The sequence below is a fragment of the Bradyrhizobium sp. B097 genome, assembly GCF_038957035.1.
In the GTDB taxonomy this organism is placed as follows: Bacteria; Pseudomonadota; Alphaproteobacteria; order Rhizobiales; family Xanthobacteraceae; genus Bradyrhizobium.
The window spans coordinates 5210704-5225192 of sequence record NZ_CP152412.1; the positions used below are offsets into that span (position 1 = coordinate 5210704).

The window sequence follows — 14489 nt, forward strand, 5'->3', positions numbered from 1 at the left end:
GTCGAGTGCTCCAGCGTTAGGGGCACTCCTCCACCACAATCAAGTTCTCGTTCAACCTGCTAGGTAGTGTGGACACTAGCGCATCCATAGGACAATGGCTGCGAGGGTGACGACGGCGCGATAATTTCGGGCGGTCTTTTCGAAGCGGGTTGCGACGCGTCGGAACTGCTTGAGCTTTGAGAAGCAGCATTCCACGAGATGGCGCTGGGCATAGAGATGCTTGTCGAGCGGATATTTGAGCGCGCGTGACGGGTTGTTGGGAATGACGGCGAGCGCGCCCTTGGCGGCGATGGCTTGGCGCAAGTGATCGGCATCATAGGCCGTGTCGGCCATGACGACCTCGGCGGATAAGCCCTCAATCAATGCGGCGGCCTGCGGTGCATCGCCCTTCTGACCTGCGGTAAGCGTGAACCGCACGGGACATCCCAAGCCTCGAACGGCCATATGTATCTTGGTGCTCAGGCCCCCGCGCGAGCGGCCGATCGCTTGATCTTCAGACCCCCCTTTTTGGCCCCGGCGGCGTGCTGATGTGCCCGAACGATGGTGGAATCGACGATCAGATATTCGAAGTCCGGGTCATCGGACATCGCCTCGAATATCCGCCACCAAACACCCTTGATGCTCCATCGGCTGAAGCGTCGGAACACGCTGTTCCAATCCCCAAAGACCTCAGGGAGATCGCGCCAGGGAGACCCCGTACGCACGATCCACAGCACACCTTCCACGAACATCCGGTTGTCGCGACCGGTAGAGCCCTTCTGATCGGGGCGCCCTATGATCAGCGGCGCCATCCGCTCCCACGTCGCGTCGCTCAACACCAATCGGTCCATCGCACCCAAGGCTGCCTCCCAAAAGCAGCCTTGAATCTGATTTGCTCCTAAAAGGGAATCCTTAGAGTCCACACCACCTAAGCCTACGTGTTAATGGCTCGCCGCAGGCCGTTGCGCACGTCAAACAGCAAGGCTAGCTTAGTCGCGCCCGTCGAGACAGTTCCCGGCAATCTCTCCCAAACTGCGCTTGATAGTGAGGACGCCACGTCCGTGGCAGTTCTCTTCGTCTGCCCCGAGCGTAAGGGTATTCTCTTGAACAGTCGCTTCGTCCTGATCTCCGGCTGCTCCGGCGGCGGAAAATCGACCCTGCTGGCGGAACTGCGCGCACGCGGCTATCCGGTCGTCGAAGAGCCCGGCCGCCGCATCATCGCGGAGGAGCTTGTGTCGGGCGGCAACGCCCTGCCCTGGGTCGATACCGCGGCCTTCCTGCGCCGCGCAATTGACGTCGCGCTGAAGGATATGGCGATCGCCAAGGCCCATTCCGGGTGGGTGTTCTTCGATCGTGGCCTCGTCGACGCGGCGTCGGCGCTGGAGGCGTTGACGGGCGAGCCGGTGCTGCACCCGGTCTGCGCCGACCATCGCTACCACGCGCGCGTGTTCATGACGCCGCCATGGCCCGAGATCTATGTCACCGACACCGAGCGACGGCACGACTTCGAAGCCGCGACGGCGGAGTATCAGCGGCTGACCGAGATGCTTCCCATGCTCGGCTACGACGCCATCGACCTGCCGAAGATATCGCCATCCGCGCGCGTCGATTTCCTGCTTGCGACGCTCGATGGTGTCACCCCGCCTGTGGCCTGATCAGGCCGTCGCTCCGCGGCCTCACGATGCGGAACGCCCTGCTCGACGTCGAGTTGCAAGCGAAACCATCGCCTCAGAACGATGTCCCGCCGCCGAACCTGAACTCCTGCACGATATCGTACTTGCCCTTGGTGATCGGCACGGCGTAGTCGAAGCGCAGCGGCCCAAACGGCGATGCCCAGATCAGACCGACGCCCACCGAGGTTCGCACCACGTTGTTGTCGTCGTATTGCAAGCCGCAGGTCGGGCACGCCGGCGTGTTGACCTCGCCGGTCGCGGTCCACGACGTCGGTCCTTCGTAGCCCCAGAGCGAGCCGGCATCGGCGTAGACCGCCCCCTTCAGCCCAACCTCCGAGGGCAGGAACCAGAATGGCATCTGCAGCTCCATCGACGCCCCCCAATATTTGGTGCCGCCGAGCGCATCGCCGACCGCCCCGAAACTCGCGTAAGTGATGTCACGCGGCCCGATGCCGTTGGTGGCAAAGCCGCGCACGAGGTTCGGCCCCATCTGGAAATGATCCAGCATGCGCAGATCGTTGTCTCCGACCTTGGTGAGCACGCCGCCCTGCAGATGGATCAGGCCGATGAGGTCGGACACCAGCGGCGTGTAGTATTTCGCATCGACCGCACTCTTCAGATACGTCACGTCGCCGCCGACGCCGGCAAAATCCTGCTTGAAGTCGATCAGCAGGCCGTCGGTCGGGCTCTTGGTGTTGTCGAGCGTGTTGTAGGTCAGCGTATAGCCGATCTGCGAGGTCCAGGTCGCGCCCGCAGCCAGCTCCTTGCGCACGGGCAAGGTGGATTCGCCGTCGCCGTAGCAACCATATCCATAGAGTCCTGATGAGACCGAGTTGGTCGGATCGACGCCGCCGAGCACGTCCTTGATGTAAGCCGGCGTCGGATTGAACGCGAGCGAGGCGTTGGAGGCATTGTTGTTGCAGTTGTTATAGGCGCTATCGAGCGAGATCTCCTGCTGATACAGCGAATAGCGTAGCTGGAGGGTCAGGTCCTCGCGCAAGGCGAGACCCAGCCGCGGCGCGAACCCGATCGTCTTCACGCCATAGGTCGTGTAGTCGGTCGGCAGCTGCTCCTTGTAATACGCATCGAGCCCGAGCGCGACGCGGTAGTCGAGCAGATACGGCTCGACAAAGGACAGCGACAGGCCGCGCGAATACTGGCCGTAGCTGACGGTTGCCTTCGCGAACAGGCCACGGCCGAGCAGGTTGCGTTCGGAGACGCTGACCTCGGCGAGCGCGCCGTCGGTCGTCGAGTAACCGCCCGAGACCGAGAAATCGCCGGTCGATTTCTCCTCCAGATCGACGATCAGGATCACACGATCGCTCGATGAGCCGGGCTCGGTGGTGATCTTGACCGTCTTGAAGTAGTCCAGATTCTTCAGCCGCCGCTCGGCACGATCGACCAGCGCACGGTTATACGCATCGCCCTCGGAGAGATCGAACTCGCGCCGGATCACGTAATCGCGCGTTCGGCCGTTGCCGCGAATGTCGATCCGCTCGATATAGGTGCGCGGCCCCTCCTCCACGCGGAACATGATTCCCACCGTGTGGGCCTCGAAGTTCCGGTCGCCGTCCGGACGGACCACCGCGAAGGCGTAGCCGCGGCGCGACGCTTCGATCTGCATATCCTCGACCGACTTCTCGATCGCCTCGACGTTGTAGAGCGAGCCTTCGCTGACCCGCGAAAGCGAGCGCAGGACGCTCGGATCGAAGCCCGCAACAGTCGAGCGGAAGCTCACCGTCGCAACGCGGTACTGCTGTCCCTCATCGATCTTGAAGGTGACCTGAAAGCCCTTGCTCTCGCGGTCATATTCGGCGAGCGCTGCCACCACCTGCACGTCCGCATAGCCATGCTTCAGGTAGAAGCGGCGGATCAGGTCGCGGTCGGCCTCGACACGGTCGGGGTCGTAGATGTTGGCGCTGCCGAGAAAGCTCAGGAAGTTCGTCTCATGGGTCTTGATCACGTCCTTCAGGCGCGCCGCCGTGAAGCTGTTGTTCCCCATGAACTCGATGGTCTTGATACCGGTCTTGGCGCCCTCGTCGACGGTGAAGACGAGGTCGACGCGGTTGTTCGAGCGTTCGATGATCTCGGGCGTGACGCGCACGTCGTAGCGGCCCGAGTGGCGGTAGATCTCGGCGATCCGCAGCGCATCCGACTGCACGAGCGGCCGCGACAGCGTGCCTCGCGGCTTGGACTGCACCTCGGCCGAGAGCTGCTCGTCCTTGACCTTCTTGTTGCCCTCGAACGCGACACGATCGATCACCGGGTTCTCGACGACCGAGACGACGATGCGTCCGCCCGTGTGATTGATCTTGACGTCCTGAAACAACCCGGTCCCGACCAGCTCCTTGAGCCCGTCGTCGATCGCAGCCTGATCGAGATGACCGCCCGGCCCCGGCCTGAAATAGGAGCGGATGGTCTCCGCCTCGACCCGCCGGTTGCCTTCAATCGCGATCGCATCAACCGATTGGGCCGCCGCCGGTGCCAACAACAGCCAGGTCACTGGCCAAGTCACAGGACAAGTCACCGACGTCGCCGGGATCGAAAGGCCCGAGAGCACAATCGCCGCGACAAAGCTTCGCCACGTCTTCATTCCACACCTCGCGAACAAGCCACCCGTTGTGACGGGATCGTGATGGCTGCGGTGTGGCTGCTGGATTGCGGGATTATTTCCAGTGATTGGAGACTGTGAGCGCTGTGCGACGCGGCCGCCGTCCCGGTTTTGTTTCCGGCCGCGAGCGCCGCTTACAGTTCAGAAACACTATGCTTACGAAAAGGCGCAATGCCGCCCACAAGCGATGCGCATGCTGGTCGATTGGTGGCTAAGCCAGCGCGCCGCAATGCGCGCAAATGCCCTGATGACGAGGCCCAGTCGCAAACCATGCTCGCACACACCCCGAAGATCCTGGTCGTCGAGGACGATCTGCCGACCAGAGACTTGATTGCCCGCTACCTGCGCGACCAATCGTGCCTGGTGGCCACCGCCTCGAACGGCAAGGAAATGGATCGTTACCTTGCCGGACACTCGCTCGATCTCGTTGTGCTCGACCTGATGCTGCCGGGAGAGGACGGACTGACGCTGTGCCGGCGCCTTCGCAGCGACTCGACGATCCCGATCATCATGCTCACGGCGAAGGGCGAGGACCTCGACCGGATCCTCGGGCTCGAGATGGGGGCGGACGACTATCTCGCCAAACCCTTCAATCCGCGCGAGCTGCTGGCGCGGATCAACGCGGTGCTGCGCCGCCAGGCCCAGGCCGGTCTTGCCGGACGCTCCGGCCAGAGCGCCGCGCGCCTGCGCTTCCAGGATTGGACCATCGATCTTCGCCTGCGCGAACTGCGCGATCCCGACGGCGCCCAGGTCCCGCTGACCAGCGCGGAGTTCGACCTGCTGCAGGCCTTCTGCGAGCGGCCCGGCCGGATCCTGACGCGGGATGGCCTCCTGACCATGACGCGCAGCCGGCCGGCCAGCCCGTTCGGGCGCAGCATCGACGTGCTGGTCAGCCGGCTTCGCCGCAAGCTCGATACCGGCGAAGGACCGTCGGTGATCAGGACGGTGCGCACCGGCGGCTACATCTTCACGCCGCATGTGGAGGACGCATGAGCTGGACCCGCAGGATTGCCACGCTCTTCAGCTTCCGGCGGATCAGCGGCCAGATCGCCGCGCTGGTCCTGCTTTCGCTGGTGTTGATCCACGCGTTGATCGGGCTTTATTTCACCAGCCAGAAGCCGAGATCGTTTGCGGACAGGCCGATCCATCAGTTCCAGCTGGTGGCAAGGCTTCTCGCCGAGGCCCCTGCGGCCGAGCGCGCAACGCTGTTGCAGGCTGCCGATCGGGCGTTTCCCCGGCTGCACTTCACATTGCGCGACGCAGGTCCAGGCGTGTCTGACGATGCTTCGTCCGGAGTATCAGGCATCGACGATGTCGATCTGGAGTTTTCCACGAAGACCGCGCCGGCGGTGGTTCGATTGCCGGATGGAAGCCTGTTCGGAGCGGCAATCGGCCCGACGAAAATGCCGCCCTTCTTCGGCGTATTCTGGATCAGCACATTCCTGTTCCTGTTCGTCAGCGTCACGCTGCTCGGCGTGTGGGCCGGCCGCGCGCTCAGTGCTCCGCTCTCGGCATTTGCCCGCGCCGCCGAGAATTTCAGCATCAGCCAGGCGGCCGCTCCGCTTGCCGAGACCGGCCCGGAGGAGATCCGCGCCGCCGCGGTCGCGCTCAATCGGATGCGCGAACGCATCACCACGCTGATGAATGATCGCACGCGGATGCTCGCCGCCATCAGTCACGATTTGCGAACGCCGATCACCCGGCTGCGGCTCAGATCCGAATACATCGAGAACGACACCCAGCGCGCGGAGACTTTGCACGACCTCGACCAGATGCAGGCCATGCTGGAATCGGTGCTGTCATTCCTGAGCGGCGGCAGCGCGGCGAAGCCGACCCTGGTAAACGTGGCCGCCCTGCTGCAGACGATCAGCGAGCAGTTCTCCGATTGCGGCCACGTCGTGCGCTACCACGGCCCGCTCAGGGCTTCGCTGTTGATCCGCCCCAGCGATATCAGCCGCACCGTGACGAACCTGGTGGAGAATGCCCTGCGGTTCGGCAGCGAGGTCGATATCCGGCTGACCGCATCCGCCGATCACACCACCATCGACGTATCGGACGACGGCCCAGGGATACCGGAGCACCGCCGGGCCGAGATGTTGAAGCCCTTCGTCCGCGGCGACGAGGCCCGCACCATGGACGAGAAGAGCGGCTTCGGGCTCGGCCTTTCGATCGCTCAGGCCATGGTGTGCGGCCACGGCGGCGAGCTGTCGTTGCACGACAACGCACCGTACGGCCTGCTTGTCCGGATCAGATTGCCAGGCGCCGTGCATCTTGGATCGGATCGAAGCGGGGCAAGCCCCGCTCGCCCCGCAGTTCGCGCGCTCGTATCGGGCTAGCCCCTCAGGATCGCTTGCCCCTGCCGCCGGGCTTCTTCTCCTCCGGCGTCGACCCCTTGAGCTCGTCCGGCGTGACGCGGCAGTCGCCGTTCTTGTCATTCTGCAGAATGAATTCGTTCGGCTTGCCGATGAACTCGCGGCGGGTAATCTTGCCATCCTGGTTCTCGTCGAAGTAACCGAAATCCGCATCGGCGAGCGCGCTGCCGGGCCGGCGAACGCCGCCGAACTCCGCTGGCGTGAGAATTCCGTCGTGATTGCGGTCGGCGCGATCGAACAGCCGCCCGAGATAGGCCTTCCACTCGTCGCAGGTGTAAACGCCATCATGATTGGCGTCCCAAATCTCGGCCGCGGTCGCCGGCGAACGATCGCCGCCCGCGCGCGGCGAAGGCTGCGCTCGATCCGGTGAAGCCGGTTGCGCCAGAGCGATCGGCACTGCCGTCCAAAGCAAACTCGCCGTCGCGATCATCCCGCAGACGAATGGCAACATTCTGCGCAAGCTGAACTCTCCTCCGCGTCATCCAACGCGGAGCGGAGTTGCCGGTTGCGCCGTGGCGAAAGTGCGGAACGGCGCGGCGCGGATACAGCCCGTTACAATTTGGTCCGGCGGCACGTCGTGGGCTACCAGCGCACCGCTGCCGCAGCATCAGCCCTTCTTCGAATCGCCGCGCGTGTGGTGCAGCAGATTGTCACGCAGCCTGACCACGCTCTTCTGCACGATGGGAAATTCGTCTCCGAGCCCGGTGGCGTCGACCAGGGACGCGTTGATCTCCTTGTCGAGCAGGCGCCGGCCCGCCGCCGTCAGGCTCACGCGCACCTGTCGCTCATCCGCGGGATCGCGGACGCGGCTGATGTAGCCGCTCTGCTCCAGCTTCTTGAGGATCGGCGTCAGCGTATTGGATTCCAGGAACAGCTTCTCGCCGAGCGCGCTCACGGTCTGCTCGTCGGCCTCCGACAGCGCAATCATGGCAATGTACTGGGTGTAGGTCAGGCCGACCGCGTCGAGGATCGGCTTGTAGGCGCGGCCAAAGGCCAGATTGGCCGAATAGACCGCAAAGCACAGAAAATTCGAGAGTTTTCGGCCTTTGGTCTCGGCCTTGGCGGTGCGGGTCACGGGCGTCTCCGGAGTTTGTGAAGTCTCGGCCAATATAAATCGCATCCGATTAAATCGGAAGTGCTTGACATGGTCAAACGCGAGGTCTATTTCAACTCGCATCCGATTAGATCGGATACGATCTATATTCAACCAAAGGAGCTCGCCATGACCGCCAATGCAAAGGTTCTCGTCACCGGAAAGACCCACGTCACCGCCGGCCCGAACGGCGCCGCCCGCTCGCGCGACGGCTTCCTCGACGTCAAGCTGCCGCAGCCGCACCCCGCCGCCGAAAACCTGTTCGCCGCCGCCTGGTCGGCCTGCTACATCGGCGCGATCCAGCTCGCCGCCGGACAGCGCAAGATCAAGCTCGCGAGCGAGCCCGAGGTCGATGCCGAGATCGATCTCAACCAGGCCGGTAGCGCCTTCTTCCTGAGCGCGCGCCTCAACGTCCACGTTCCCGGCGTCGAGCGTGAGGTTGCCCAGGAGCTGATCGAAGCCGCGCACGGCATCTGCCCCTACTCCAAGGCGGTCCACGGCAACATCGACGTCACCACCACCCTCGTCTGAGACCATCGCATGACGACCTCCGACGCGGACCGGCCGCCTGCCGGTTCGCGGTCGGACAAGTCCAGAAGACAACCCCGGAGTTCAAGATGACCAGCAAGCTGATGACGGCGACGCGCCTGCTCGCAAGAGCGGCCCTGATCGCCGGAAGTTTCCTGACGATACCAACGGCCCAGGCGCAGCAGCCGGCCGGGTTCACGCGAACCGATTTGCAGCGCCATGATCTCAGCGCGCCCGGACGTGAAGCCGTCCAGGTGCGTGTCGACATCGCGCCCGGCAAGGCATTCGGCCGCCATACGCATCCCGGCGAAGAGATCATCTATGTGCTCGCCGGCACGCTCGAATACGACGTCGACGGCAGACCGCCGGCAACGCTGAAGGCGGGGGACGTGCTGTTCATCCCCGCAGGCACGATCCATGCGGCAAGGAATGTCGGCACGGTCACCGCCAGCGAGCTTGCGACCTATATCGTCGAGAAAGACAAGCCGCTGCTGACCCTCGTGAAGTGAATGCCGCCTGCCCGCCCCTGTCCCGGGGCGGGCGCGGCGGCCTCAGGTTCACTTCGTACCCTGAGCTTCGGCCCGCCGCACCGGCCGAGCGTTGAAGATCAGGAAGCTCAACGCGGCCATGATCCAGACGCCGATGCCGCCATAGAGCATCACCCAGCCAAAGCCGCTCGCCAGCGACTGACGCACGACGGGGCCGGTCAGCTCCGGCGCGGATGCGGCATCACCGGCCGCGATCCGTTCCGCGATGCTGCGGAGCTGCGCGCCGTCCAGCGCGGGCAGCACCGCCTTCAGATGCGCCAGCACGCCGCTCGCCAGGATGAAACCCATCAGGGCGATGTTGACTGACAGCGAGACCATCCGCGCGCTCATGTCGATGCCGGAGGCCATGCCGGCGCGGTCGCTCGAGACCGAGCCCGTCGTCGTGTTGGTGACCGGCGTGTTGGTAATGCCGAGGCCAATTCCGGCAATCAGACAGCCCGGCAGCATCGTCAGCCAGTCGGGCTGTGCTGTGGCGCTGCCGAACTTCATCAGCATGAATCCGATGCCGATGGTGAACAGTCCCGCCGGAATGATCAGGCCCGGCTGGTAGCGCAGCGACAGACGCTCCGCGAAGGGCGGCATCACCAACGTCGGCAGCGTGTAGGCGAGCAGCGCGAGGCCGGCGGACACGCTGTCATAGCCAAGGCCGGCGTGAAACCAGATCGGCAGATAGATCATGAAAGGCCAGTAGCTGAGATTCATCGCGGCCGAGCCGACGATCGAGCCGGAGAAAGCCGGGATCCGAAACACCGAGAAGTCGAACATCGGCCGCCGGCTGATTCTCTCGGCAACCAGGAACGCGATGAAGCTCAGCACGGAGACGCCGAGGATCGCGAGCCCCTTCGGGCTGACGAAGCCGAGATCCGGCCCCTGCGTGATGTAGAAGGCGAGGCAGAACACCGCGAGCGACATCGTCACGATGCCGGCGACGTCGAGGCTGCTCGCTTTCGGATCCTTCGATTCATGCACGCCGCCGATCGTGAGCACGAACGCGACGGCTGCGAACAGCACGTGGACCAGGAACACCCATTCCCAGCTCAGCAGCGCGACCACGGCACCGCCGATGATCGGCCCGAAGCCGAGACCGATGCCGAAGATCACGCCCCACCAGCCCCAGGCGACGGCGCGCAGCCGGCCGCCCTGGAATTCGTGCGACAGCACGGCGATCTGGCAGATCAACAGCGCGCCGCCGCTCAGCCCCTGCAGCAACCGGGCGACAATCAACATTTCGACGCTCTGGGCAACACCGCAGATCAGCGAGGTGATGCCGAACGCCGCGATCGCGACCAGGAAGATGCGCTTGCGCCCGTAGCGGTCCGCCACCGTCCCGATCGCCATCAGCACTGTGGTCACCGCGATCGTGTAGGCGTTCATGATCCATTGCAGCGCCTTGAAGTCGGCATGCAGCACCCGCTCCAGCGTCGGCAGGATCGCCGGAATGCTGGAGATCTCCAATCCAAACATCAGGCAGGCAAGGCATACGGCGGACAACACGACGGCGCCGCGGCGGCTCAGTTCAGTGGACATGATCAGGCCTTTTGTTGTGGCAAGCCAACGGCATACCGCACGCTGTTGCCAGGGTGCTGGCAGCAGCGTCGGTCGATCGACTCACGATGTATTGAGGCAGCAACGGCGGGAATCGGGTGGCCGCGGCGCTTCACAGCCAAAAGCTAGTCACGGCTTGAGCATTGTTGAATTGGATGACTAGATATTTCAGAGACAACAATTCCGGATGACTGACATGACCACACTCGATGTCGATGCCGTCAAGGCGTTCGTGACGATTGCCGAGCTGCAGAGCTTTACCCGCGCAGCCGCCGCGCTCGGCACCACGCAAGGCGCGATCAGCGTGAAATTGAAACGGCTTGAGGATCGGGTCGGCCAGAAACTGGTCGAGCGAACGCCGCGGCTGGTGCGCCTGTCGGCGCAGGGCGCCGTGTTTCTCGAATCAGCTCGCGCGTTCCTTGCCGCGCACGACCGCGCGGTCGCCGGATTGTCGTCAGCGCGCCGCCGTTTCTCGCTGGGAATCGCAACCCATGTCGGGGCGCCCGAGCTTCCCACCTTGCTGGCGCGGCTGAATGCCCATGACCCGGCACTGACGATCGAGGTGCGGCTCGACGATGCCCGCGACCTGCTCAGTTCCTTAGATCGCGGAGCCATTGATGCCGTGATCGTGTTTCGGGAGGACGACCGACGCGACGGCGACGTTCTGGGACCCGACCATTTCGGCTGGTTCGCTACGCCGGATTTCATCCATCGCGCCGGAGAGCCGTTTCGATTGGCAGCCTCATCACCGTCCTGCGGCATCCTCAACATTGCCACGCATGCACTCGACGCGGCGGGACTTGCGTGGACAGAGACCTTCCTTGGTTGCGGCGCCTTCGCCGTCGCCGAGGCGGTCTCGGCCGGCCTCGCCATCTCGGTATTCTCATGCCGCGTTGCCCCGCCCAGCACGATCGAGGTGAGCAGGAAATTCGGACTCCCCGCACTACCGCCGTCCGAAATCGTGCTGTTGTCGACCTTGTCGGACTCAAGATCACGTGCAACGCTGAAAACGCTGGCAAGCGCCTTTCGCGAGCATCATCGTCCGCCGGTGAGCACAGGCAGCGCAGCTAGCGGCACGCGAGCGGTCACCGCGGCGCTCGGGTCCTGACCGATCGACCGCCCGATCATGCTTGCCGGCTATCGCGGCACGCGGCCGGCCCGCTTTCCCTCGAACAGCGCGCGCTCCGATGCAAGCGCCTTGGCCAGGAAATCGAGCGTGGCGCGGATCCGCGCGGTGCGCTTGAGATCGTCATGCGTCAACAGCCACAGCGCCGATCGCGGCTCGGCGAGCGCCTTGGGCGTCAGGCGGCGCAGCGCGGGCACGAGATCGCCGACATAGCAGGGAAGCAATGCAAGCCCCAGTCCGGCAGCCGCGGCATCGCGCAGCGCCGGAAGCGCATCGACGCGGCAGGCGAAGCGCGCCGAGCGCAGCTTCTCGCGCATCCATCCGGCGATGACGGTTCCCGCCAGCGCATCGTCGAGCCCGATCCAGTCGTGTGCCGACAGATCCTTGTCATCATGCCGGACGAGATAGGCCCGCGATCCGTAGACCGCATGGGCAATATCGGCAACGCGCCGCCCGACCAGCAGCTCGGACGGCGCCGGCGTCGGCCGGATCGCGATCTCGGCCTCGCGGCGCGTCAGGTTCGCCATCGCATTCGAGATGATGATCTCCGGCTGGATCTCCGGATGCGCGGCGCGCATTGCGGGCAGATGCCGCATCAGCACCGCGCCGAGCGTATCCGTCGTCGTGATCCGGACCGGGCCTGATGGCCTCAAGTCCTGTCCCGCCAGTCTGCGCTCAAGCGCGAGCACTTCGTCCTCGAGGCGCGCCGCCGACGCCGCCGCGGTCTCGCCCGCCGGTGTCGGCGCGTAACCATCGCGGAAACGCTCGAACAGCCGCGTTCCGATCGCTGTTTCGATCGTGCCCAAGCGACGAAACACCGTCGAATGCGTGACGCCCAGTCTGCGCGCCGCCCCGGAGAGGCTGCCCTCCCGCGCAACCGCGAGGACAAGGCGGAGATCATTCCAGTCGAGCGGGCTGTGCATTCTTGCAAACTCAGTTCACGAAGTTAGCCAGTACCTTATCATAAACAGACAGGCCATCTTCCCGAAAAGTTCGGCCGACGGGCGCACCTGGTGCGCCGCGCCGGCAACGCACAGGAGCTGGCAGGTGACAAGCGAGACCACCGAGACGTTGCAATTGCACGACACCAGGCCAGCAATGGTCGACCCGCGGCGATGGCTGGCGCTGCCCGTGCTGCTCACCGGCGCGTTCCTGCCGATCCTCGACTTCAACGTCGTCAACCTCGCGCTGCCGGCCATTCGCGACAATCTCGGCGCTACGCCGAGCGAGGTGCAGTTCGTGATCTCGGCCTATGCCGCGACCTACGCGGTGTTCCTGATCACGGGCGGCCGGCTCGGCGACCTGCTCGGCCGCCGGCGCATGTTCCTGACCGGCGTTGCCGGCTTTACGATCGCATCGGTACTGTGCGGTGTTGCGTGGTCGCCGGACGTGCTGGTTGCCGGGCGGATCCTGCAAGGCCTCACCGCGACCGTGATGGCGCCGCAGGTGCTCGCCTCGATCCGCGTGCTGTTTCCGGCGGCCGAACAGGGCCGCGCGCTCGGCTTCTACGGCGCGACGTTTGGTCTTGCCAACATCTGCGGCCAGGTGCTCGGCGGCGTCCTGGTCTCGGCCCATCCGTTCGGACTGGCCTGGCAGGCGATCTTCCTCATCAACGTGCCGATCGGCCTCGCCGCGTTCATCGGCGGACTTCTCTTCCTGACCGACTCGCGTGCCGAGCACGCCCAACGACTCGACATCGGCGGCGTCATCCTGCTGTCGCTCACCTTGGGCTTCCTGGTCTATCCGCTGATCGAGGGCCGGGAATCCGGCTGGCCGGCCTGGATCGTCGCGATGCTGCCGGCCTCTCCGCTGATGCTCGTCACCTTCGTCCGCTTCGAGGCGCGCCTGAAGGCGCGCGGCGGCGACCCGCTGGTCGCGCTGCATCTGCTGCGCAACAGCGATTTCGTCATCGGGCTGGTGATGGCGCTCGCCTTCTACATGCTGTCGTCGTTCTATTTGACCTTTGCGGTCTACCTGCAAAGCGGACTACATTTTTCACCGCTGGCGGCCGGCCTCGCCACTCTGCCCTTTGCCATCGGCTTCTTCGTGAGTTCGCTGGTGTCGTCGCTGGTCATGCAATGGCTCGGCGCACGCACGCTGACGCTCGGCTTCGCGCTCCAGGTCATCGGGTTTGGTGTCGTGATGCTGTCGGTCAGTGGCACGCTGCCCCAAAGCCTCGAATTCGGTCTGATTTGCGGCGGGCTCGGCTTCGGCACCGTGATGCCGTCGGTGATCAAGGCCGTGATCGGCAGCATCGATCCGCGCCACGCCGGGCTGGCATCGGGGATGATGATCTCGACCTTCCAGATCGGCGCCGCACTCGGCGTCGCTGTGATCGGCGGCGTCTTCTACAGCCTGCTCGGGCCGCATCCGCAGGCCGACGATTACGCCCACGCCTTCACGGTCGCGCTCGGCTGCAATGTCGCGCTGTTGGCGCTTGGCGGCTGGCTATCGCTGTGGCTGCCGCGCGAGCTGGCGGCTTGAGTTGAGACGAGGACAATTCCATGAACGCCCCGTTATACGACGCCTCCGTTCCGGTGTTCCGGCAGATGCTCGACGCACTCGCCGATCTCCTGCGCAAGGGCGAGGCTCATGCCCGCGAACGCGGCCTCGATCCCGACGCCATGCTCGCGGCGCGGCTGGCGCCCGACATGCTGACGCTGGTCGGCCAGGTGCAACGGGCCAGCGATCACGCCAAGGGCGCCGCCGGGCGGCTCGCCGGTCTCGAGCCGCCGCCCTTTGCCGACGACGAACGGAGCCTCGCCGAGGCCTATGCCCGGATATCGCGAACGCTCGACTACATCGACACGGTCCCGATTCAGGCCTTCGACCGAGCGGCGGAACGCATCGTCACGTTGCCGTTCGGCGTCCCGCCGATGCCGGCAGCGCGCTATCTGTACAGCTTCGCGCTGCCGAGCCTGTTCTTCCACGTCGCCACCGCCTACGTCATCTTGCGCCATCGCGGCGTGCCGCTCGGCAAGCGTGACTTTCTCGGCAACTACATCTCGAACTGA

General features: G+C 64.7%; 14 protein-coding genes. 8 read left to right on the plus strand and 6 right to left on the minus strand.

Annotated features, from left to right (window positions below):
- Positions 1-75: 75 nt before the first annotated feature.
- A protein-coding gene (locus AAFG07_RS24660; protein WP_342722457.1) for an IS5 family transposase occupies positions 76-839 on the minus strand; the annotation gives its coding sequence in 2 pieces (ribosomal slippage) (positions 76-501 and positions 504-839; 762 coding nt in all).
- Between the two features lie 201 nt (positions 840-1040).
- On the opposite strand from AAFG07_RS24660, the gene AAFG07_RS24665 reads away from it, so the two are divergent.
- The gene (locus tag AAFG07_RS24665; protein ID WP_342722458.1) at positions 1041-1634 is read left to right on the plus strand and encodes an AAA family ATPase; all 594 of its coding nucleotides are present in this window, start codon (positions 1041-1043) and stop codon (positions 1632-1634) included.
- Positions 1635-1707: 73 nt separating this feature from the next.
- On the opposite strand, the gene bamA is transcribed toward AAFG07_RS24665, so the two are convergent.
- Positions 1708-4245 carry an outer membrane protein assembly factor BamA gene (bamA, locus tag AAFG07_RS24670; RefSeq protein ID WP_342722459.1) on the minus strand — a complete coding sequence of 846 codons (2538 nt, stop codon included), beginning with the start codon at positions 4243-4245 and terminating at the stop codon, positions 1708-1710.
- A 288-nt stretch (positions 4246-4533) separates the two neighbouring features.
- Here bamA and AAFG07_RS24675 point away from each other — a divergent pair, with 288 nt between their 5' ends.
- On the plus strand, positions 4534-5256 hold the full coding sequence (locus AAFG07_RS24675) for a response regulator (protein WP_342722460.1): 723 nt from the start codon (positions 4534-4536) through the stop codon (positions 5254-5256).
- Positions 5253-6599, plus strand: coding sequence for an ATP-binding protein (locus tag AAFG07_RS24680; protein WP_342722461.1), 1347 nt, complete (start codon positions 5253-5255; stop codon positions 6597-6599). Before AAFG07_RS24675 ends, AAFG07_RS24680 begins: the two co-directional genes overlap by 4 nt.
- A gap of 4 nt (positions 6600-6603) precedes the next feature.
- Here AAFG07_RS24680 and AAFG07_RS24685 read toward each other — a convergent pair whose 3' ends face one another.
- Together AAFG07_RS24685 and AAFG07_RS24690 are read right to left on the minus strand one after the other, a co-directional pair.
- Complete coding sequence (locus AAFG07_RS24685; RefSeq protein ID WP_342729232.1) at positions 6604-7086, minus strand: hypothetical protein; 483 nt, start codon at positions 7084-7086, stop codon at positions 6604-6606.
- Positions 7087-7242: 156 nt separating this feature from the next.
- Positions 7243-7710 carry a MarR family transcriptional regulator gene (locus AAFG07_RS24690; RefSeq protein ID WP_229170234.1) on the minus strand — a complete coding sequence of 156 codons (468 nt, stop codon included), beginning with the start codon at positions 7708-7710 and terminating at the stop codon, positions 7243-7245.
- Between the two features lie 147 nt (positions 7711-7857).
- On the opposite strand from AAFG07_RS24690, the gene AAFG07_RS24695 reads away from it, so the two are divergent.
- Together AAFG07_RS24695 and AAFG07_RS24700 are read left to right on the plus strand one after the other, a co-directional pair.
- Entirely contained in the window at positions 7858-8259 is a 402-nt protein-coding gene (locus AAFG07_RS24695) for an Ohr family peroxiredoxin (protein WP_173642333.1), read from the plus strand.
- A 101-nt stretch (positions 8260-8360) separates the two neighbouring features.
- Complete coding sequence (locus AAFG07_RS24700) at positions 8361-8765, plus strand: cupin domain-containing protein (protein WP_342729233.1); 405 nt, start codon at positions 8361-8363, stop codon at positions 8763-8765.
- Positions 8766-8813: 48 nt separating this feature from the next.
- Here AAFG07_RS24700 and AAFG07_RS24705 read toward each other — a convergent pair whose 3' ends face one another.
- On the minus strand, positions 8814-10331 hold the full coding sequence (locus AAFG07_RS24705) for an MFS transporter (RefSeq protein ID WP_342722462.1): 1518 nt from the start codon (positions 10329-10331) through the stop codon (positions 8814-8816).
- 214 nt (positions 10332-10545) lie between these two features.
- On the opposite strand from AAFG07_RS24705, the gene AAFG07_RS24710 reads away from it, so the two are divergent.
- Positions 10546-11457, plus strand: a complete 912-nt coding sequence (locus AAFG07_RS24710) for a LysR family transcriptional regulator (RefSeq protein WP_342722463.1) — start codon at positions 10546-10548, stop codon at positions 11455-11457.
- 29 nt (positions 11458-11486) lie between these two features.
- Here AAFG07_RS24710 and AAFG07_RS24715 read toward each other — a convergent pair whose 3' ends face one another.
- Positions 11487-12398 (minus strand): LysR family transcriptional regulator, encoded by a 912-nt coding sequence (locus AAFG07_RS24715; RefSeq protein ID WP_342722464.1) that lies wholly within the window; start codon positions 12396-12398, stop codon positions 11487-11489.
- Positions 12399-12522: 124 nt separating this feature from the next.
- On the opposite strand from AAFG07_RS24715, the gene AAFG07_RS24720 reads away from it, so the two are divergent.
- On the plus strand, positions 12523-13959 hold the full coding sequence (locus AAFG07_RS24720; protein ID WP_342722465.1) for an MFS transporter: 1437 nt from the start codon (positions 12523-12525) through the stop codon (positions 13957-13959).
- Between the two features lie 20 nt (positions 13960-13979).
- Positions 13980-14489 carry a DUF1993 domain-containing protein gene (locus tag AAFG07_RS24725; protein WP_342722466.1) on the plus strand — a complete coding sequence of 170 codons (510 nt, stop codon included), beginning with the start codon at positions 13980-13982 and terminating at the stop codon, positions 14487-14489.